Below are 20,560 nucleotides of genomic sequence, written 5' to 3' on the forward strand. Positions count from 1 at the left end.
TAGCAAACTCTGCATTAATAAGTAGTATTATGATGCTCTCTTAAGGTCTGGCAAGCATAGGAGATCTGCAAATTAGTGTCAATCTAGACGTCTAGACTTCTTTGCTTCTGAGCCAACTTTTACAAAGTACACTATATTTTGTTTTGTTAAATTAACATTGGTGTTTAAAATTTGTTGTGCAAGCTGAAAAGGTGAGCAAGTTGTGCTTAAGAACAAACCGCCCGTAACCTAGTCGGTTTTAATATTTTTTTAGATGACTGCCGTTATCGATGTCAGTGCCATGGTCGATTGAGTAGTAATAAGGTAGAAAATTGATCATTTGAAACCGCTTTATTTAAGCTTTTAGTTTTAAGTTAGGCTTGAAACCAGCAGATAAACAAAAAAGCCAATGCATTGCATTGGCTTTTAATTTGAGAAAATCTGTAGAGATTACATCCAGCGACTTTTCTGCTTGCGCTGAGGTCTTGGTAAGTAAACCAAGATAATGCCGATTAATGCCCCTAAACCAGCAATTAACGCACCCTGTTGCCACATTTTTGATTGGGCATTGTCTTTAATTGATTGCAGCTGTTGATTAGCCGTATCGCGTTCATTAGTGACTTTTGCCAGCTCAGATTGCAAAGAAGATATTTGGTTATTTGACGATGTCAGCTCACGAGCAACTGATTCTGAACTTTGATCTAATTGCGCTAAGGTGGCTTTGGTCTGCACTAGTTCAGCTTCAACAATAGGTAAGCGAGTTCGTAAACTTGATCCCGTTTCAATCAAGTCAGATTTTACCCAACCTTCACGATCTTTATGATCACGAATTTTACTGTAATCGTTTTGAGTCTCGTTTAATAACGTAATTGTTTGGCCGGCTTCAATGCTGCCTAAAATACGATACTGAGTACCTGGACCACCGTGGATGTAAATAAACACATCGTCAGTAATGTAATGCGTTTGAGCCATTAAACCTTTAGAGAGAAGTAGCAAGGCTACTATTGTAAGCATTCTGAACACGTTATTTTTCCATACCATTAGAACTATCCGTCATGCTATTTATTTAGCGACTTGATTGCAAGGAAGAACGTCAAAGTCTTATTTAAATAAGCGGGATTACTGATGTAAATGTGATTTTTTAGCTAAAAAAGCGGTAAAAATAAGGTTAGACGGAATAACTCTTGGCGATTAATCGATAGATACAAAAAAGCCGGGCATTTTTCATGACCGGCTTTTAAAGCATTTTAGCAATAAGCTATCTTAGCTAAATACACCTTTAATGGTGAAGAAGAACAAGATAGATAATGCAGCACCTGCTGGGAGAGTAACAACCCAAGAGATGACAATATTACGGACTACACCGATATTAATCGCTGCGATACCACGCGCCATTCCCACACCTAAAACAGCACCAACAAGCGTTTGTGTTGTTGAGATAGGAAGACCTGTACCAGAAGCAATAACAACAGTAGACGCTGCGGCTAATTCTGTAGCAAAACCGCGACTTGGTGTTAGGTGAGTAATGTTTTTACCGATGGTTTGCATTACACGCTTACCAAAGATAGCTAGTCCCATTACGATACCTACAGCACCTAAAGGAAGGATCCACCAAGCTAATGCTGCTTTAGATTCAATTTCACCGCCACTGTTAACAACAGAAACAACTGCTGCTAATGGGCCAATTGCGTTAGCAACGTCATTTGAACCGTGAGCGAACGCCATACAACAAGCGGTTACGACCATTAAGATAGCAAATACTTTTTCAACGTTGGCATATTCTGCTTGGCGGTTAACATTGGTTGGCATGTTCAAGCGACCAATTGCCACCTTACCGAATATCCCCACACCAATAGCAACAGCAAGTGCTAAGCCGTATGCTTCAACGGTTGAGAAATGAAGACCAACGTGCTTAAGCCCTTTTGTGATAGTCACAAGCGACATGATAAAGCCCGCAAGCCCCATGTAAAAAGGCACATAACGTTTTGCGTTAGCTAAAGGGTCATCTGTGTTGAAAATTAACTTTTGAACACTTTGGAATAGCATGAAAGCAATGAAGCCGGAAATCGCAGGTGTCACCACCCATGAGCCGATAATGCCAACAACTTTACCCCATTCGACAGCTTCCGTACCCACACCTACAGCAGCGAAACCAACGATGGCGCCAATGATGGAGTGAGTTGTAGATACAGGCCAGCCTAAAGCCGACGCTGCGATTAACCACAAACCCGCAGCTAATAAAGAGCCGATCATGCCATATACCAATAGTTCAGGTGAGTCGACGAAGAAGCTTGCATCGATAATACCTTTACGAATGGTACTTGTGACTTCACCACCTGCTAAATAAGCACCGGCAAACTCAAAGATCATTGCAATAATAATTGCTTGTTTGATTGTGATAGCGTTGGAACCTACTGAGGTTCCCATAGCATTAGCAACGTCATTTGCGCCAATACCCCATGCCATCAGAAATCCAAATACAGCCGCAATACCAATTAGCATTGGACCATTGGTGACTAATACATCAACCATGTTGTTTCCTTGATAACTTTTTTAGTTATGAACTACGAGCTAACATTAACTCAAGGCGAGAGCCTACACGCTCAGCTAAATCAGCTAAGCCTCCAACCCATTCGATGATTTTGTACATAAACATTACATCGACAGGATTCAAATCTGCTTCCAAGCTTAGTAGTAAACGACGTACTTGGATCTGCAGATCATCAGAATCAGCTTCAATCAGATCTAATTCATTGATCATCTTAGCGACTAATTCGACTTCACGACCACGGAAACCTGTTTCTAGAAGGTCATCGAGTTCGTTAATTGCTTGCTTAGCAAGAGAGACAGCATCTAAACAACGTTTGAGGTAAGCTTTAAACGGTGCTTGAACTGGTTGAGGGAAAACTAATTGGCGACCAATAATTCGGCCTGAGATGTCTTTAGCTTTGTTGGCGATTTTGTCTTGCTGAGTTAATAACTCAAGCAAGTCAGTACGCTCTACAGGCATAAACAATCCACTAGGAAGGGTAAGACGAATTTCACGCTTTAGCGCGTCAGCGTCATTTTCTAATAAGCTAATTTGCTTACGTACATTCACAGCTTCGTCCCAATCACCTGAAGTTGTAGCTTCAAAGAATGGAATTAGTAAAGATGCACATTCGTGTACTTTATCTATATGCTGTTCTAATGGTTTAAGGGGTGATTTTGCAAACACACCTAAAATAGAGTTTACTGGCATTGCGGTTAACCTATTTAATGATTCCAAAGTTGGAAAAACGGGCGCATGTTACCTCAAGCGTCCGCATATTGAAACTGTGTTTTTAATTTAATCTACAGTTATTATCGCTCAGTATATAGAACTGAGTTGCGCAATCCTAAGGGATTTTTATTACAGAAATGTGACATTATGAACTTATCATGACGCATTTATGAAGATTTAATGACAAGGTGAGTAAGAAGTCAATGGACGCTGAGATAGAACTTAAGCTGTTTATGCAGTCGCAACATCATGATTTATTAGTAAGTTTGCTCAGTGGGATGAGTGAATCGACACCACAAGAAACCCGTCATTTATCAAATAAATATTTTGATACTGCTACATTACAATTTCGTCGTTGGAAAATGGGTTTACGGGTCAGAAATAGCGAAAACTTCACTGAACAAACCATTAAAACAGCAGGCTCGGTAATAGGTGGCATTCACACTCGTCCTGAATACAATATTGCTATCGAACAAAATACTCCGTCACTTGATTTATTTCCTAAAGAAATCTGGCCAAATGAGGCCGATGTTGATGCGCTACAAGATGACTTACACTGTGTTTTTGAAACTAATTTTACCCGTCAGGCTTGGCATATATATATCGAAGGCAGCTTAGTAGAGGTCGCTTTTGATTTGGGTGATGTGATTGCTAATGGTCAGACTGAACCGATTTGTGAAATTGAGTTTGAACTACTTGCAGGGGAAGCCTCAGCCTTATTACATTTGGCCATTGAAGTTGCGCGAGTTATTCCTGTTCGCTTAGGCAAAGCCAGTAAAGCTCAACGAGGATATCAGTTATCGGGCCATCAACACTCAGCACCACTAGAAAAAATTGACTATATTTGCCTGCCGGCAGACAAGAGTTTATCGAAAACCCTTAAGGTTTTACTTGAAACCGGTATCGAGCGTTGGCAGAACATTGAGTCTTTATTGCTGGAAACACAAGATATACCGCACCAAGCTAAACTTTGGATGCAACTTCGAGCATGTGTCAGGTTATTAAGATTGACCTTGAGTCAGTTTGGTTTACTTAGTAAACAAGTACTGCAATATTTTGAATTAATAGAACAGCAAATGCAGTTCATTGAGCCTTTACAGAGTTTGAGTCTAATTTTAGATGAACAGAAAAAACTCCTCGGTAAGCGAGTCAATAAAACTGTCATTACTGAATTGGTATTAAAAAGTGTCACCGAGTTAGTTTCAACTCATAAACTTGCACAACTTTGGCAAGTGCCAGAATACGGGCAACTGCAATTATCGTTAGTGGATTTATTATTAAAAACGACTAATGGTGGTCATCAACTGGTCGATTACCCAGAGCTTGGTTTATTTGCTAATCATTTACAACAAGATTCATGGCAAAGAATTGTCGATGTAATGCCAGTCAGCGCCGCGATGGATAGTTTAGATTATCAAAAAGTGGCTCAAGCGTTAGATGAGAGTATTTTGGTTGGTTTTGCTTATGGTGAACTTTATCAAGAAGAAGACAGAGAAGCGTTTCGTGCACCTTGGCAAGACTTAGCGTTAGGGATCCAAACCTTAGGTTGTTATCAATTATTGGCTAAATTGACCCAAGATAGTGAGGTGGATATTTCTGGTTGGTTAGAGGATAAAGAGCAAAGTTTATTATTTGCGATGGAACATTCACGTAAAAGTGCGCTTAATAATCAACCGTATTGGTAATGGTAAGTGCAGTTGCTAGCTAAATTTATTACTAAGTTAGCAAGACCATGACATGCTAAATTGTTGTGAATAGAAAAACCTATCAATTTGATAGGTTTTTTTATGTCAGCTATTTATCATTGATTTCTTTACGTAGGCGTGTAATTTCTTCAAGCATCTGCTGCTGGTTTTTTTCCATTTGAACTTGATTTTGCTCCATGCGTAAAATTACTTTTTCAAGTTCAAATTTGATTTCTTTTTTATTATTCTCACTGCGCTCGTTTTCATCTGGGGCAACAAAAACCGAAGCCATGTAACCTGAAATTACACCAAAAAAGCTCACACCACTCATAATCACAAGTGCGCCAATGACATGTCCTACTGTGCTAACCGGGTAGTAATCACCATAACCCACAGTTGAAATAGTCACTAGAGTCCACCATATGGCTTGTTCTGCTGTTTCGATATTGGCTCCATCAACTCCAGCTTCCACTAATAAAATCACAATGGAAGCAGTGGTCAATATAAACACCATCGCAAGTAGCAAACTGGCTAAGGTGGTCTGCTTACGTTGTTTTATTAATGGAATAATCAAAGTGCGACTGACTCTTATCAGCCTTATGACTCTAAGAATTTGGAAAACCCTAGCGATACGCAGTGCTTCAATAGCTGGAATACTGGCAACAAAATCAATCCAATGATGTCGTAGGTAAAACTTCTTATTGCTGGCCTTAACTAAACCATAGAAAAATCGCGACATGAAAATGATACATATACTGAGATCAATAAAGAGCAGTAAGCGCCTAGTTTCAGCATCAACCTTGCCAAAGGTCAAGATTAACACCACGATGACTGAAAACAGAGATAACACCATCATGGCTAAATCAAATGGGCTAGGGCCATTTAAGCTTTTAAGTGACCAGCGTTTTTTATCAATCATTTTAAAATCCATTTTTACAAAATTCTTTGCAATGATGCTATCAATGTAGCTCTGGTGACACAATCTCAGGGCATAAAAAAACACGCTTGAAAGCGTGTTTAATGTTCGATAGATAACTATGTGAGATTAATTCAGTAGCGATTGTAATCGATGACTAACAAACTAGGCATCAGTAACTAAGCATCAGCAAACCAGACATCTGTAAACTAGGCACCAAGCAGTTACACATCAACAAATTGGACTAAATCATCTAATACGCGCTTTTTTATTTCAAGTTGAGCATCAGATTCTAGTCCATATCGTTTAGCTAAAATGGAGTAATCATCTTGGCTTAACGATACTGTTAATCTTGGTCGTTTAGGGCGTTTAGTCACTTCTAAACCTAAGATTGAACGAATTTGATCAGAAGGGCTAACACCTGCATCAAGCGCTGCTTTTCGAATTGAGTATTGAAACTTTTCATCGAGATCAAAAGCTACTTGGGTCGCTTTTGCTGCTTGCTGATTTTTAATCCATGTATCTGGTAATTTTTTACCTTTACTCATGACAGGTGTTACTCCTTATTTTGCGAATGTTAACTCGCAGGCCAAAACTCGCGAATATCAGTCACTGGACGATAAAGTGTCAACATCACATCTGTATCGCCACCTTCGTAAACCTCAATATCGACGGCTTGCGATTCTTCATTATTGATCAATGAATAGCTTTCAAAAGCATTTCCACGGTGTTGACTGCTATCATCTTGAGGCGGTTTTTGACCGCGATAATCTTCACGGTGGAAGTAGCCAAAACAGCCAAACTCAACTTGATGATATGCGCTAGCAAGCCAACGCCCGTATTCGCTATCTAATTCATTTGATAATGAAAGGGTAGTGAGCTCTGCATTGCCGGGCTCTTCAAAAATTTGACCGAACTGGTCTAAGTCAAACAGCTGTTCTACAACGGCTCGATTGACCTTGATTGAAAAACTTAAATACGCCTCATCTTCTTGATGATATGAGAGGTAAATAGCAGTTCCACTATGGCCTCTAAGTAACCACTCACATTGCTGAGAACGTTCATACTCGTAGGTATGTACTTCTTCAACTTTAAGTTGCTGCCCACGCAGTTGCTCAGGTAAAGCAAAGCTATCATCAAGGGAGATCATATCTCCCTTGAGTAGTTTATTCACATGATCAAGCTGACGTTTTGGGGCTTCTTTCTTGCCGAAAAGGCCACTTAGAAATCCCATAACTTAATTAACCTTTTTTCGCTTTAAGGCGTTCAAGCACTGCGTTAGCACTCGATTTTTGCTCACCGATGCCAGCTTCAGCTAATTTAGCATGCAGTGACTTATCACTGTTTTCTTCAGCTAATGCTTCAGAGGCTTGTAAGCGATCATCAAATGATTGCTGACGTGCTTTAATACGCTCTAAAGAGTCTTTAGCATTCATCAACTTTGAATTGCTCGAAGCGAAAGAGTCAGTGATAGTTGCAGTAGCTTTTTGAACACTTTCAGTGGTCTTTACCATACTTAGTTGACGCTGATAATCAGTTAACTGACGTTCAGTTTTCTTAACTAAGTCTTTCAAGCGTAATGCGTGAGCAGAGAAGCTCGCGTTAGCGGTTTCTTGGTCAGCGAGTTCTTGATCAAGCTGCGCAATTTTCTCTGCCACTTCGATAGCTAAAGCTTCATTGTCTTTTTCAAGTGCTTGAGTTGCATAACCTTCGTGTTCAGTAATGCTGCGCTTTAGACGATCAACTTCGCGGCTAGCTTGCATTTCTTTTGCCATTACGTCAGTAAGTTCGCGCTTAGCTTTGGTTAAGTGCTTTTCTGCATCACGGATTTCTTGTTCAAAAATACGGGTTGAGTTTGCATCGACAATGTTTTGGCCAACTTCGTTAGCACCACCACGAAACGCCGTTAAAATTTTATTTAAAATGCCCATAATATGGCTCCTTACTTCAAAAATTCGACAAGTTCGTCGATGACTTCTAAACAGTTATCAGACAATACTGATAATTCCTGTTCAATCTCTTCCATGCTCGAGGTTACTGATAGTGCACCGTAAACCACGTATTTATCGTCTATCTTTGCGAACGATGAAAGTGGCATAGGGATATTCAGTTCTAGCATGGTTTCAAACATTTGGGTGCGAGTCTCTTCTTTCACTTCGCTCTCATCCCATAAGTAACTGATGCATAAAATTTGATTATCAGTTACAGACACGAATACGGGTAGTTCTTCACGACCAGCAACGTTGACTTGTAATACTTCGACATCGCCGTCAATTGGGAAACAATCAAACTTTAAACCGGTATGACTTTCGTCGCCGAGTTCAGTTAAGTGGTTAGCAATCTTATGGATATTCATATTTGTCCTTGTTGACATATTATGTCTTAGGTTTCAAAGATAGCACTTAGACATATTATGTCAAGGCTATTTTTGGTAGATTAAAAAAGATTCATCCCTTGATTCTCTGACCAGGACGCTAAGTGATAATGGTAAAGCTGCAATGATCCAATTCTATTAATTTCGATATCATCTTTGCCATCGTAAAAATTCCCCGGGAACTCAAATGAGCCTTGTATCAGTCCTGGGGTTAGCCAATCCTCATCGATTGGTAATGGTTGACCATGGGCAAGGCGTGATTTGGCGTCTTGTCCTGAACGGGTCGCTATTGTCCAGCCCCATTCACCAAAGCTTGGAACATTATGATGATATTGCTGCACAGCAAAACCCGCTGACTCAATGGTTTTACCTACTGAGATAAAAGCTTGTTGCGCATGATAAGGTGAGGTTGATTGCACCGTCATTGCACCATCAGCGCTCAATAACTCTGCTAACTTTCGATAAAATAAATCAGAATAGAGTTTATTTAAGTCGGGGTGACTCGGATCGGGGAGATCGACAATAATGACATCAAATTTTTGATTATCTTTAATGAGCTTATCGACACCGTTAAATGCATCGTCATAAACTAGGTTTACTCGAGGATCGTTAAGCGCATCGCCATTTAATTCGAGCATGGCGTTACTCACATACGTTGGCATATTGATGTGTGGCTCGCGAAATAAATCAACTAGCTTTTCATCTAAGTCCATCAAGGTGACTGACTTTGGTTGCCACTTGAAAACTTGCTTTAAACCAAGTCCATCACCGCCACCAATAATCAATACATTATCTTGTCTCGCGCTTGCTGCCATAGTTGGGTGTACTAAGAAGCTATGATAGATATGTTCATCAATACTGGAAAACTGTAAACGACCATTAATATATAATGAATAAACAGGCGCTTGACCGCTGCCACGTAACCTTTCGGTAAAGGTCAGTTGCTGAAAACGTGTGGCTTCTGAATAAACCACTTTGTCTTTATAAAGCAGGTTATTAAAGTTTTGTTCCCAACTTGGGCCGTGCATCGCCAATAGTACCAGTACACCACTGGCAACAAAGTGACCAATAAGAATCAATTTAGCCCAACGAATTTGTTGCCAAAAACGCCATATAAAAACAAACCCTGCCAATAAGTTAACGCTAGCAGTTAACGCTGCAGCTAATTGGATATCCAGCGACAGCATGAACAATACCCAGATCGCTGCGCCAGCACCTGCGCCAATATAATCTGCGCCATAAATAGTACCTGCGTTATGCAGTAAATGTTCTTCAGACAATGACTGGCGTACGCGAGCAATGAGCGGAATTTCCATACCGATCATCAAGCCTAAAATAACACCCCAGACATAAGGTAAGTATTCACTTAAGTTTTGTAAGGTGCCAATAAAGCCGCCATCAGGCATATGATCGGGTGGCAGGCCTAATGTGTTGGCAATAATTAGCGGAAGTTGTTGACCAAAGCCAATAACAGCTGCGGTAATTAAAATGGCTAATGACCCACAAAAAGCCACGGTGAGTTCAAGTAACGCAAAACCGGTAAACGCGCAGCGTATTTTGCGAGCGGCAAAGGCGCCTATGCCCATCGACACAATCATTATACCAATCATGGTATAAATTGCGGCTTCAAGCGCGCCTAAGATACGGCCTGCGTAATGGGATAATAGGTATTCGTAGATAAGACCGCAGCCAGCAAGGAGTGCCATGATGCCCAATAAAAGGGCGTCGTCGAACCAAGCTAAGCTGCGTTTAGAAGGGCTGCTTTGCTTGTTGCTGCCCTCCTGGCCATTTTCAAGCAAAGTATTATTCATCAATTTACGCCATTAACGCCGCAAGGATCAGTGCAATAGCAATACTGATAGCAAGCTCAACGGCAGCAACACCAACGTTATGCTGCTTTTCTACTTCTTCAGTTAAATTAATATTAGCTAGCACTAACTTTTTCACAATGGCTAACAGCACAGAAAGGGCAATTAACATAATGATAGAGAAGGTTAACCAGCCAATGATGTTAACCATGTAAGCAGTAGGATCAAAAATAATGAAATGACTTGCAGCATTAAAAGTAAATGCCATGGCAATCATATATCCACTATGACGAATAGCGATAGCCACTTGCCCTTGCTCTAATGCTTTTTGCATTGAGTCACCTTGATTACGTTTAGCATATTGGTGCTCACGGAATCGAGTTAATACAACTAACATAAGTTGCGAGATTAAAAAGGCTGTGAAAATTGCAATAAAGGTATCGATAGTAATATCTTCAGCCCACATTAACACTGAGCGAATGATAATGGCTGTGGCGATAGCAGCAGCGGCGTCGACAATGGCAACGGAGATGTTGCCGTTAATGATTTGGTCGTTTTTATCGACTTCATTGAGCGCGACTTTATCATGTAAGAATCGGCCAAATTTAATCAGTACTAAACCAAATACACCATAAATTGTCATCCCTATGGCTTCCATTACATATGAGTTAGCAGCTTCGCCAGTAATTGCACCGCTGAGGACAATGCCTAACGCTAAAACAGCGCCAGCAGTGCTGACACCAAAGGCGAAATTATCTCTTTCTGCTAATTCTTCTCGGCTATTTACTCTTACGCTCCAACCTTGCAAGTAACGCATAAGCGCTAATAGAATGACGGCGATAGTAATATCGATTGCTAAAATGATAGCGAGATCTAGGGTGAGCCCGAAGTCAGTTAAAAATGTCATGATTTTTCCTTATTTGCCTCGGCGTACACCGCGAGTAGTGCGGCTTGATGAATTACGGAAACTGCTGTCTTTAGAATAGGTCGAACGGAACTTACTTGAGCTTGCACTTCTAGTACCCGTTGTGCTGGCTTTAGGCGTAGAAGTACTCTGTCTCGATAAACCGGTAGAACCTGTACGAGATTTCGCATAGGGACTGTTAAACTGTCGACCTTGAGAATTAAAGGCTTTCTTGGTGTTCTCATAGGTACGGTTTTGCGCTGTGGCTTGTTTTGGTGACGTGTATCGTGAACGGCCAACGTCATTGTAGTAACTGTAACCACGATTATTTGACCAGCGGTCGTAACGAACTGGGTTCATCACGTTAGAAAACATCGAGTACATGCCATACCAAGCCCAAAAAGACATGCCACTGGAGTTAGTTTGCCAGTTGCCGTACGACGGGTTACCCACTAGTTGGCTACCTGCGCCAAAGTCTTCGTTACCATTAGCTAATGCTGCAGCTTCACGACTGATAGAGTTAACTCGGGCTAATTGTCCTGCTGATAAATCGGCTACCACATTGACTGGATCAGAAAGCATATCGTTGTAGAGACTAGGATCTGCTGCGTGGTAAATGTTCTGCGCTTCATCGAGCTGTTGATCTAAATCGACAAAGTTAGCTGAACTTGAAAGTTCACTCACACGTCTTTGTAAAGACTGAAACATAGGTCCTGAAGTGCCAGCATCTTTAGCCAACTCATCTAAAAGCGGTACTAAATCAGGTTTGCTTTGTTTTAGTAAATTAGCGTATTGGTTCAGCAAAGTTGCGTTACGTAATTCACCGGCGTTGAGCATCGAGCTTAACTGACTCAGACGTTGTTGAGATAGTTGCTGATACTGAGCAATTTTTTCAGGCCTGTCATCGCCACAGCCTGTTAATGTTAAGCACAATATTATCGTTGAAAATACTGCGAGGACACGGGGAAGCATGCCAGCCATGTTTTCTCCAAATGGTAAGAAATTCATCTATAAATATAATAACAAACCGCATAAATATGTGTTCAATAAAGACCAAATATTTATACGGTTAGGTATAACTACTATACAGGTTATAGTAATCTTAATGGCATATTCAATTAAGACTTACATTAAACTTTTGTTATGAATGGTATAGCACATTTTGACATATTATGTCGATTATAAAGTGTTACGCTGTGTGTAAATTGCTGAAGGGATCGAATAAAAATGCAAAACCTGAGTAACTACGCCTTATCTGCCGAATTATCTGACATTGCAGAACGTTACTGGTTAAGACTATCTGATGAGTGTCCTGAGATCACGGCCAAGCTAAACCAAGATCAACAGCAGAAGTTAAAGTCAGTCTTTGGATTGAGTGATTACATTGGCGAGCAGCTATGTCGAAATCCACAATGGATTGAAAGATTGTTTAATGGCTTACTAAATGATGTCGATAGACAAAGTTTCGTTACAGAATTAAGCGCTGAATTATCTGCAATCAGCTCTGAAGACGCAGTAAAAACAGTTTTACGTCAATATCGTAACTTACAAATGGTCCGTTTAGCTTGGCGTGATTTTGCTAATTACTCCGATGTTGAATCCTCATTATTAGATTTATCTGCCCTTGCTGAAGCGTTAGTTATAGCTGCTCGAGATTGGCTATATGCAGAAATGTGCCAACAATTAGGCACGCCATCAGACGAAGAAGGTAATCCGCAACCTTTACTTATTTTAGGCATGGGCAAACTAGGTGGCCGTGAACTTAACTTTTCATCAGATATCGATTTAATTTTTACTTTCCCAGAACATGGCGAAACTATTGGTGGTCGACGCGCACAAGCTAATCAGCAGTTTTTTATCAGAATGGGGCAACGTTTAGTTAACTTGCTCGATCAAGTTACCGTTGATGGTTTTGTATTTCGGGTTGATATGCGCCTTCGTCCTTACGGAGAAAGCGGACCGCTTGTGGTTAGCTTCAGCGGTCTTGAAGATTATTATCAAGAACAAGGCCGAGACTGGGAGCGTTATGCCATGGTCAAAGCTCGGGTGCTTGGGCCATGGACACAGTTCAGTGATGATCTACATGACTTATTAAGGCCTTTTGTTTATCGCAGGTATATTGATTTCTCAGCGATTGATTCATTAAGGAAAATGAAGCAATTGATTGCCCAAGAAGTCCGTCGCCGACAATTGACCGATAACATTAAGCTTGGTGCTGGTGGCATTCGCGAGGTTGAGTTTGTGGTACAAAGCTTTCAGCTAATACGAGGAGGGCGAGAGCCTTCGCTGCGCCAGCAAAGTTTGTTTGGTGCGATTGATACTTTGTATAATCTTGGACAACTTGAATACCTTGCTGTTGATGAACTAAAGCACAGCTACATTTTATTACGCCGCGTTGAAAACCTGCTGCAAGCCATTGATGACAAACAGACGCAAACATTGCCAGACAACTCTGCTGATTGGCAAAGGTTGTGTATTGCCATGGGAATAGAGAATGAAGAGGAACTAAGAGCTAACATTTCGAATGCTATGGCTCGTATTCATAGTCACTTTAAAGAAACTGTGGGCGGTGAAGATGAGTATGATCAAAGCGAGCATTGGACAAGCCAGTTATGGGTGATTGAAGATCCTGACAACGCAGCGGCATTATTGGATGAGCATTTAGTTGATGATATGAATTTCTGGCCGACATTAATCGAGTGGCGCTCAACTACCACTAAACGGTCAATTGGCCCTAGAGGACGTGAAACCCTCGAAAAGCTCATGCCAAGGTTATTGTCTGAATTACTTGAACAGCCAGTTCCAAGCGTGGCATTAAAAGCAGTATCTGGTGTATTAGAGCAAATTTTAACGCGAACAACTTATCTCGAACTTTTATGTGAAAACCCAGGTGCACGCCAACAATTAATTAGTTTATGTTGTGCAAGTCCTTGGATTGCGCAAGAGTTAGCTAACTTTCCGATGTTGCTAGATGAGCTTATTGACCCATCGCAACTTTATGACACCACCTCAGTTGACGATTACCCAAGTGAATTAAGACAGTATTTACTGCGCGTGCCAGAAGATGACATGGAAATGCAAATGGAAGCATTACGCCAGTTTAAATTGTCGCAGCAGCTAAAAATAGCCGCTGCCGATGTCACTGGTGTTTTACCTGTTATGGAGGTCAGCGATCATCTTACCTTTCTGGCTGAAGCGATAATTGAGCAAGTTGTGCTACAAGCATGGCATCAAGTGGCGGCTCGTCATGGCGTTCCAGAGGGAACCAGTCCAGATAAAATGGGCTTTGCCATTATCGGTTACGGTAAATTGGGCGGGATTGAATTAGGTTATGGTTCAGATTTAGATTTAGTGTTCTTGCGCAATAGCCTTAATACCGGAGAGACCGATGGTAAAAGACCGATTGGCGTAGGCCACTTTTATCTAAAACTGGCACAGCGAATTGTGCATTTATTTGCAACCCGAACCACGTCAGGTGAACTCTATGAAGTGGATATGCGTCTTAGACCTTCTGGCGCATCAGGATTATTGGTAACAGAAGTAGAGCAATTTAAGGAATATTTACAAACAGAAGCGTGGAACTGGGAGCATCAAGCTCTGGTGCGTTCTCGTTTTGTTTATGGTGACAATCAGCTTGCCGCTCGCTTTAGCGAAATTAGAACGTCAGTACTTTCACAACCTCGAGATTTACCTGAGTTGGCAAAATTAGTCAGAGATATGCGAGTAAAAATGCGCGATCACTTACTCAAAGTCAGTAGTGATAAGTTTGACTTAAAACAAAGTGTCGGGGGTATTGCTGATATTGAGTTCATGGCTCAGTACTTGGTGCTTGCGAATGCCAATGAGTACAAAGAGCTCGCAATCTGGTCTGATAATGTACGTATTTTTCAAGTTCTGGCAGAGCTAGAAATCTTACCTATGATGACAGCACAACATTTAACTCAAACCTATTGTTGGTTAAGAGATGAAAATCATCGACTGACCTTACAGCAGTTGAAAGGTGTTATCGATGCCGATATCGCAGATAAAAATGTGTCACAGGTTATCGATATTTATCAACATATTTTGGGTGTTGAGTCTTTCAGTTAGTAGTATTTTTAAGCGATTGATTAGAGTGTATATAAGGCGGTAACTGATTCATTTAACGCTTCGTGTCAAATGCCCTAATTGTAATTTAGGCAATCAAATTATTTTTAAAGATAAATGCAGACATTGTCGGCAGAGTTAATGTAAAGCTGCTACGCTGAATGATAATCAGCAACTTATACAATTGATATTTTTATAAGTTATTGTTAATAATAAAAATAGAAAATGATTCTTAGTAACTTTGGGCTGGAAATATGTTAATTGCACCAATACACGACAATGAAGAAGCGCGCATACAAACTCTGCGGAATTTAAACGTATTAGATACCGCAGCAGAAGAGCGCTTTGATCGTATTACTCGTTTAGCAAAGAGACTATTTTCAGTATCAATTTGCCTAGTTAGTTTGGTAGATGAAAACCGCCAATGGTTTAAATCTTGCCAAGGCTTGGTAGCCAGTGAAACTCCTCGGGATATTTCTTTTTGTGGTCATGCTATTCATCATGAAGGTGCCTTTGTTGTCAATGATGCTACAAAGGATGAACGCTTTTCAGATAATCCATTAGTGACAGAAGCACCCCATATTCGCTTTTACACAGGCCATCCTTTGACTATGCCTAATGGTATGCGTGTTGGAACTTTATGTATCATCGACGATAAGCCTCGTGAATTTAGTCAAGATGATAAAATTGCACTACAAGATTTAGCTGAAATGGTGGTCTCTGAACTTGTTTCAATACAGCAAACCACTTTAGATGAGCTGACAGGTATTTCTAACCGTCGCGGTTTTGAAGTATTAGCCAATCAAGCGATGGCAACTTGGGATCGAAATGAGGTTGGCAGCTGCCTGGTATTTTTTGATTTGGATTACTTCAAACAAATTAATGATAATCATGGTCATGAAGCCGGCGATAGAGCGCTAAAGGCGTTCGCTAATCTTTTAACTCAAGAGTTTAGAGATTCAGATGTTATTGCCCGTTTTGGTGGTGATGAATTCTTAGTGTTATTTTGTGAGTGTAATGAAGGTCATGTCACTTTTGCACTTGAACGGTTTCAACGAGCGCTTAAAAAACACAATGACGCCAGCAATGAACCTTTTGAGTTGGCCTATAGTGTGGGTGTTGCGTCGAGAAAAGCAAAACAAAAGTTAGATGTTACTCAATATTTAGATTTAGCAGATCGAGAAATGTACCAAGTGAAAGCGAGACATCACGACGCTCGCTGAAGCAATTTGATACATAATCTGAGCATTTTGTTGGCAATTATTGGCGCTTTATCACTGTTATCTTTTACCGCTCACCTAGACTCTATGTACTATAATTATATGATCCTAAAAGCCGCTTCAGGCGTAAGTTAAGATTACTAAATTATCTGATTAACCACATTCGCTTTTATTTGTCTGCAATCAGTCAGGAGTCGTCCCATGAAAAATGCCATAGATATTTATCAAGCACTTAAAGTGTTTAATAAAATAACTGAGTTTGGTGAAAAACATTCTAGTGAAAGCGGATATAACTCGACTTATCAACTTTGCGGTTTACATGCTGAAACGGGTTATGATGGATATACGATTACACTTAGTGACGGGCGCACTTCACTCAATATCTATTTCCATAATAAATACCAATTTGACTACCCAGATAATGAAGCCTTTGAAAACTTTATGCGTCGCTTCAGTGAAGTCATTAAGCATACTGTTCAATAGGCTCATAAGGCATATTTAGTGCCGCTGAAGATTTTATTAAGCATTTAAAGCTTAAACCTTAATCCTAGCGTGCTAGGTGTTTACACGACTTTTATTGTTGGGCTAATTTATTTTAACGCTTTATTCCAGCGTTTCATTTCTATTAAGCGACTTATGGTCCTGCGAAACTCAAATGACAGTGCGCCGCCAGAGTACAACTGATTGATATTAAAGCTTGAGCAAACAGTCAGAGATACTTTCTGATCGTAAAGCTCGTCTACCAGGCTGATAAAGCGTCTTGCAGGATCATCATTAGTGGCATAACTGAGCTGGCGTTCGCCAGTTTTATTGCCAATAGCTGCATCTTCTGTTCCCCGAGCTTTAATCCAATTTCTCACTTCACCACCCAGTTGTGGCACTTTATCAATGACAACATGTTCAAATAAGCTGGCGATTTCGATGTAGTCTAACTGAGACCTAGGCCCATCACATAAATCTTTGAAGTTGAACCAAATGAGCTTATTCACACGAGCTTGATATTCAATAGCTCGATTACAAATGATGATGGTGTCATGCGTAGTGCAAACTGCAGCTTCGTGGGGGTAATATAAACCTGCTAGTTCAATAAAGCTTTGCTGCTTCATTAATGGCTGAAGGGAGAGTTGTACAGAAAGTGGTGTAATGGATTGCTGGTTTATACGATGATCAGTTAGCCCTTTGAGTTCAACTTGATGAACTTTTTTTGTTAAGAGTTCAATAAAAGGTAAGAAACGCTCACGTTGCAACCCGCCTTCATAAAGTCGATTGACTTCAATATTCGAGGTGGCGACTAAAATAACCCCTTGGTTAAATATATGTTCGAATAGCCGCCCTAGAATAATGGCGTCACCAATATCTGATACAAAAAACTCATCGAAACAAATAACTTGGTATTTGTCAGCGTATAAATGTGCGATATGAACTAAAGGATCGCTTATCCCCTTGGCTGTATTGAGCTGCTGATGTACCTCTGCCATAAAGCGATGAAAGTGCAACCGTAACTTGCGATTGGTATTTAGGTTGCTATAAAACATGTCCATCAAGAAGGTCTTACCGCGGCCAACATCCCCCCAAAGGTAAACGCCTAATGTTTGAGGTGATTGATTAGTTGGTTGTTCCGTTTCCGATATAGGCTCTGCACCTTGTTGTTTATTGAGTTGGATAAATAGCTGGTTAAGTGTGGTGAGGGCTTGATTTTGATCGGGATCGTCAACGAATACTTGGCTTGATGAAGTTAACTCATTGGATTGCGATTGCACTATTTTAGCGCGATAAAAGTGTAATAAATCAGTCGTCACGCTGCAGTCACTCAATAACTTAGTTGGATTAGTATTGAAAGTATATCAGCAATTAATTCTGCTTAAAGTCGCAATTGAATTCTCTTATCGGTTATAAATTTACACTTGAGTAAATACATAAAACAGCTGACCTCGGCTTGAAACATTGGTTTTTTTGAAAATATTTTGAATATGCATTTTAACGGTATTGATTGAGATACTTAAATTTGCAGCAATTTGCTCATTCGACAAGCCCTGACAAACTAACGATAACACTTGCTGTTCTTTCTTGGTTGTTAACGAAAGTAGTTCTGTTTGACGTTGGGTGATAGGTTGGCGATTACGAGATTGTATATAATGCGACATTGAGTCGTGGCTGAAGTAGAGCTTGTTATTATCGATATTCTTTAATGCTTCTATTATCTCGATAATCGATGCGCTTATAGCTAATCCGCCGTGAAATCCATTAGCAATCAATAAAGTTTCAGTATCTGAATTTAGCTTAGTGCAAAAAGCCAAATGTTTACCTTCAGAGATAAGCTCGGTAGACAAATTAGGTATATGCTGTTTCGGATCATCAACAAAGTGTAGGAGAATTTTTTTGTGCTGATCAGCATGTTGCCAATGGAAATCAAGTGGGTCATGGCTGATGGTATTACATTTGAGTAGTTCAGTAATTTGACAGAGTTGTTGCGTCAAAGGCTCAGGAATATCACCTAAGAAAATATCCGATAAAATCATCTTACGTCCTTGTTTATAACAATCAACTATTGAAGTCCTTAACAATAGTCTGCAAATCTAGCAGATACAGATTATTACATATAATTAGAAAACACTGAAGTTATTAATGGATTAGATTAATTTGCATTGATTGGTAAGTGAATGGGTTGTAAATGTAATGTTATTGTTGTTTTTATTTAGTTAGTTTACTATAAGTCGAAAATTTATAATAAAAAGGATACTGCTGGGTATGAATAACAAAGGAAACGGGGTAACTTTTATTGGTCCCGAAACTTCACTGGATGGGGAAATGACAGTAAAGGGGCCTGCTTTGATTGCTGGTCAAGTCAAAGGTGTTATTCGTTCAACAGACCAAGTTAAAATTGAAGTAGGTGGCGAAATTGACGGTGAGCTTTACTGTCAAGAATTACGAGTTTGTGGTGTATTTAAAGGTTCTTTGCACTGTAACAGTCTCGTCATCGTAAGCTCTGGTGTAGTTGAAGGTGATGTTTCAAGCCATAAGATGGAAATCTATGATGGCGGGCAATTCTTAGGTGCTAGAACAAAAGGACCTGAGCAAGGTGTTTTACCTGAATTAGCGGCGGACGAACAATCTGTTGCTGCCTATAGTGCACCATTTAATGATGAACCGGCGTACGCCTCCCCAAAGGCTGAAGCGCCTATTGCAGAGGCGCCGATAGCTCAGGCTGCAAAAGTGAGTAATGTTAATGTAATGGCAGAGCCTATTTCTAACATTGCTGTTGACACTCCTCAGGTAAAAACTGAGATTAAACCAGAAGTAAAGCCAGAGCCAATATCTGATATCAGGGATAATTTAGACGCTGACATTCAAATGACTGAACCTGTTATCAAGGCTGAGCCCAGAACTGCGCCAACGCCAGAACGAAAAGCAGCTCCTGTGCAAAATACTGAAGCTGAAACAGCACCAAAGCCAAAATCAAAACTTGAAATTAAGCCTCAACCAAACCCTCAAGCGCAGTTAGCGGCTAAAGCTGCAGCTGAAAAAGCGCAAGAGAAAAAATCCGGTTCAGGTGCTAAGTTTGTCGTTGCTGGAGTTGTATTAGCTGCTGCAGCAGGCGTTGTTGTAATGAAGCCTGAATTGACCGAAGATTTAATGGCTCAATTTAACTCTACATCATCTCAAAACGTAACATCTGAACCAGCAGTTAAAGAAGTTATCGTTGAAGAAGTGGCTGAAGCATTAACACCGAGTACCGCAGAAGCAGTTGATGCAGAAACAGCGTTAGCGCAATTAGATGCCGCTGGAACAAATGCTAATTCAGGTATTGAATCAGTAACTAATGATGCAGTTGCTGCATCGGTTACTGAGCAAGGAGCATTATTAGCAGAGCTTGATGAAACAAGTGCTGATTTAGAAGCAGATCTTGCAGTAGAAACTGATGAAGTGATTACAGCTTCTGAAGCTGATGTTGTAGATAAAACTAAAGTAGATAGTCTGTTAGCTGACTTACTTGCAGAAGATCGTACTGAGCTTGTTGAACCTACAGATGCAGTTGAAGAAACTTCAACTGGTAATCTATAGTCAATAGAGTTAGTTATCTGAATTAGCAATATATTGTTGATATTTAGAAAAAGATCACATCTTAAAGGTCCTCAAATGAGGGCCTTTTTTATTGGCATTAACTTCTGAATTGTACACTTTGTCATGACTGTGTTTAGTGACCAATTAACCATCCATTTTGTAGTTATGTCCTAAATTAACGCCATTTATTTTGTAACTCGACTCCTTATGAATGCGATTATTTAATGATGTCATTATTCTCATTACACGGTTTTATTTATGTCC

General features: G+C 40.2%; 18 protein-coding genes. 5 read left to right on the forward strand and 13 right to left on the reverse strand.

Translation table 11 applies throughout. The features are described from left to right. Window positions 1-429: 429 nt before the first annotated feature. The 3 genes from K5Q58_RS08075 to K5Q58_RS08085 form a co-directional block, all read right to left on the reverse strand. Window positions 430-993: a TIGR04211 family SH3 domain-containing protein gene (locus K5Q58_RS08075; RefSeq protein WP_308443221.1), complete on the reverse strand. Its 564-nt coding sequence runs from the start codon at window positions 991-993 to the stop codon at window positions 430-432. Window positions 994-1,242: 249 nt separating this feature from the next. Continuing rightward, a complete protein-coding gene (locus tag K5Q58_RS08080; protein WP_220753437.1) occupies window positions 1,243-2,511 on the reverse strand; it encodes an inorganic phosphate transporter in 1,269 nt (422 codons plus the stop codon). Window positions 2,512-2,536: 25 nt separating this feature from the next. Continuing rightward, entirely contained in the window at window positions 2,537-3,220 is a 684-nt protein-coding gene (locus K5Q58_RS08085) for a TIGR00153 family protein (protein WP_220753438.1), read from the reverse strand. 224 nt (window positions 3,221-3,444) lie between these two features. Between K5Q58_RS08085 and K5Q58_RS08090 the strand changes: the two genes are divergently transcribed. After that, window positions 3,445-4,926: an inorganic triphosphatase gene (locus K5Q58_RS08090; protein ID WP_220753439.1), complete on the forward strand. Its 1,482-nt coding sequence runs from the start codon at window positions 3,445-3,447 to the stop codon at window positions 4,924-4,926. Window positions 4,927-5,035: 109 nt separating this feature from the next. On the opposite strand, the gene K5Q58_RS08095 is transcribed toward K5Q58_RS08090, so the two are convergent. The 8 genes from K5Q58_RS08095 to K5Q58_RS08130 form a co-directional block, all read right to left on the reverse strand. Continuing rightward, a complete protein-coding gene (locus tag K5Q58_RS08095) occupies window positions 5,036-5,845 on the reverse strand; it encodes an ion transporter (protein ID WP_220753440.1) in 810 nt (269 codons plus the stop codon). 221 nt (window positions 5,846-6,066) lie between these two features. Continuing rightward, complete coding sequence (locus K5Q58_RS08100; RefSeq protein WP_220753441.1) at window positions 6,067-6,390, reverse strand: hypothetical protein; 324 nt, start codon at window positions 6,388-6,390, stop codon at window positions 6,067-6,069. A 29-nt stretch (window positions 6,391-6,419) separates the two neighbouring features. Beyond that, window positions 6,420-7,076: a hypothetical protein gene (locus K5Q58_RS08105; RefSeq protein WP_220753442.1), complete on the reverse strand. Its 657-nt coding sequence runs from the start codon at window positions 7,074-7,076 to the stop codon at window positions 6,420-6,422. Between the two features lie 7 nt (window positions 7,077-7,083). Further along, window positions 7,084-7,773, reverse strand: coding sequence for a PspA/IM30 family protein (locus tag K5Q58_RS08110; protein ID WP_220753443.1), 690 nt, complete (start codon window positions 7,771-7,773; stop codon window positions 7,084-7,086). Window positions 7,774-7,784: 11 nt separating this feature from the next. After that, the gene (locus K5Q58_RS08115) at window positions 7,785-8,198 is read right to left on the reverse strand and encodes a YjfI family protein (protein WP_220753444.1); all 414 of its coding nucleotides are present in this window, start codon (window positions 8,196-8,198) and stop codon (window positions 7,785-7,787) included. An 80-nt stretch (window positions 8,199-8,278) separates the two neighbouring features. After that, window positions 8,279-10,027, reverse strand: a complete 1,749-nt coding sequence (locus K5Q58_RS08120; protein WP_220753445.1) for a polyamine aminopropyltransferase — start codon at window positions 10,025-10,027, stop codon at window positions 8,279-8,281. Between the two features lie 4 nt (window positions 10,028-10,031). Next, complete coding sequence (locus K5Q58_RS08125) at window positions 10,032-10,931, reverse strand: DUF350 domain-containing protein (RefSeq protein WP_220753446.1); 900 nt, start codon at window positions 10,929-10,931, stop codon at window positions 10,032-10,034. Window positions 10,932-10,940: 9 nt separating this feature from the next. After that, the gene (locus tag K5Q58_RS08130; RefSeq protein WP_220753447.1) at window positions 10,941-11,909 is read right to left on the reverse strand and encodes a hypothetical protein; all 969 of its coding nucleotides are present in this window, start codon (window positions 11,907-11,909) and stop codon (window positions 10,941-10,943) included. Window positions 11,910-12,155: 246 nt separating this feature from the next. Here K5Q58_RS08130 and glnE point away from each other — a divergent pair, with 246 nt between their 5' ends. The 3 genes from glnE (at window position 12,156) to K5Q58_RS08145 (ending at window position 16,717) form a co-directional block, all read left to right on the forward strand. After that, complete coding sequence (glnE, locus tag K5Q58_RS08135; protein ID WP_374758486.1) at window positions 12,156-15,017, forward strand: bifunctional [glutamate--ammonia ligase]-adenylyl-L-tyrosine phosphorylase/[glutamate--ammonia-ligase] adenylyltransferase; 2,862 nt, start codon at window positions 12,156-12,158, stop codon at window positions 15,015-15,017. 251 nt (window positions 15,018-15,268) lie between these two features. Continuing rightward, window positions 15,269-16,237 (forward strand): sensor domain-containing diguanylate cyclase, encoded by a 969-nt coding sequence (locus K5Q58_RS08140; RefSeq protein WP_220753448.1) that lies wholly within the window; start codon window positions 15,269-15,271, stop codon window positions 16,235-16,237. 198 nt (window positions 16,238-16,435) lie between these two features. After that, a complete protein-coding gene (locus tag K5Q58_RS08145) occupies window positions 16,436-16,717 on the forward strand; it encodes a DUF3081 family protein (protein ID WP_220753449.1) in 282 nt (93 codons plus the stop codon). Window positions 16,718-16,824: 107 nt separating this feature from the next. On the opposite strand, the gene zapE is transcribed toward K5Q58_RS08145, so the two are convergent. Next, window positions 16,825-18,033, reverse strand: coding sequence for a cell division protein ZapE (gene zapE / locus K5Q58_RS08150; RefSeq protein ID WP_259651287.1), 1,209 nt, complete (start codon window positions 18,031-18,033; stop codon window positions 16,825-16,827). Between the two features lie 99 nt (window positions 18,034-18,132). Then, complete coding sequence (locus K5Q58_RS08155; RefSeq protein WP_220753450.1) at window positions 18,133-18,753, reverse strand: helix-turn-helix transcriptional regulator; 621 nt, start codon at window positions 18,751-18,753, stop codon at window positions 18,133-18,135. Between the two features lie 229 nt (window positions 18,754-18,982). Here K5Q58_RS08155 and K5Q58_RS08160 point away from each other — a divergent pair, with 229 nt between their 5' ends. Beyond that, window positions 18,983-20,296, forward strand: a complete 1,314-nt coding sequence (locus tag K5Q58_RS08160; RefSeq protein WP_220753451.1) for a polymer-forming cytoskeletal protein — start codon at window positions 18,983-18,985, stop codon at window positions 20,294-20,296. The last annotated feature ends 264 nt before the right edge of the window (window positions 20,297-20,560 follow it).

The sequence above is a fragment of the Shewanella sp. KT0246 genome (assembly GCF_019654955.1).
In the GTDB taxonomy this organism is placed as follows: Bacteria; Pseudomonadota; Gammaproteobacteria; order Enterobacterales; family Shewanellaceae; genus Shewanella; species Shewanella goraebulensis.

What these genes read in the sequence shown, in the direction of transcription:
- K5Q58_RS08090 (WP_220753439.1), top strand. Translation starts at nt 3,445, where the DNA reads ATGGACGCTGAGATAGAACTTAAGCTGTTTATGCAGTCGCAACATCAT.
- K5Q58_RS08100 (WP_220753441.1), bottom strand. Translation starts at nt 6,390, where the DNA reads ATGAGTAAAGGTAAAAAATTACCAGATACATGGATTAAAAATCAGCAA.
- K5Q58_RS08085 (WP_220753438.1), bottom strand. Translation starts at nt 3,220, where the DNA reads ATGCCAGTAAACTCTATTTTAGGTGTGTTTGCAAAATCACCCCTTAAA.
- K5Q58_RS08075 (WP_308443221.1), bottom strand. Translation starts at nt 993, where the DNA reads ATGCTTACAATAGTAGCCTTGCTACTTCTCTCTAAAGGTTTAATGGCT.
- K5Q58_RS08130 (WP_220753447.1), bottom strand. Translation starts at nt 11,909, where the DNA reads ATGGCTGGCATGCTTCCCCGTGTCCTCGCAGTATTTTCAACGATAATA.
- K5Q58_RS08125 (WP_220753446.1), bottom strand. Translation starts at nt 10,931, where the DNA reads ATGACATTTTTAACTGACTTCGGGCTCACCCTAGATCTCGCTATCATT.
- K5Q58_RS08115 (WP_220753444.1), bottom strand. Translation starts at nt 8,198, where the DNA reads ATGAATATCCATAAGATTGCTAACCACTTAACTGAACTCGGCGACGAA.
- K5Q58_RS08110 (WP_220753443.1), bottom strand. Translation starts at nt 7,773, where the DNA reads ATGGGCATTTTAAATAAAATTTTAACGGCGTTTCGTGGTGGTGCTAAC.
- K5Q58_RS08160 (WP_220753451.1), top strand. Translation starts at nt 18,983, where the DNA reads ATGAATAACAAAGGAAACGGGGTAACTTTTATTGGTCCCGAAACTTCA.
- K5Q58_RS08145 (WP_220753449.1), top strand. Translation starts at nt 16,436, where the DNA reads ATGAAAAATGCCATAGATATTTATCAAGCACTTAAAGTGTTTAATAAA.
- K5Q58_RS08080 (WP_220753437.1), bottom strand. Translation starts at nt 2,511, where the DNA reads ATGGTTGATGTATTAGTCACCAATGGTCCAATGCTAATTGGTATTGCG.
- K5Q58_RS08120 (WP_220753445.1), bottom strand. Translation starts at nt 10,027, where the DNA reads ATGAATAATACTTTGCTTGAAAATGGCCAGGAGGGCAGCAACAAGCAA.
- K5Q58_RS08155 (WP_220753450.1), bottom strand. Translation starts at nt 18,753, where the DNA reads ATGATTTTATCGGATATTTTCTTAGGTGATATTCCTGAGCCTTTGACG.
- K5Q58_RS08140 (WP_220753448.1), top strand. Translation starts at nt 15,269, where the DNA reads ATGTTAATTGCACCAATACACGACAATGAAGAAGCGCGCATACAAACT.
- K5Q58_RS08105 (WP_220753442.1), bottom strand. Translation starts at nt 7,076, where the DNA reads ATGGGATTTCTAAGTGGCCTTTTCGGCAAGAAAGAAGCCCCAAAACGT.
- K5Q58_RS08095 (WP_220753440.1), bottom strand. Translation starts at nt 5,845, where the DNA reads ATGATTGATAAAAAACGCTGGTCACTTAAAAGCTTAAATGGCCCTAGC.
- glnE (WP_374758486.1), top strand. Translation starts at nt 12,156, where the DNA reads ATGCAAAACCTGAGTAACTACGCCTTATCTGCCGAATTATCTGACATT.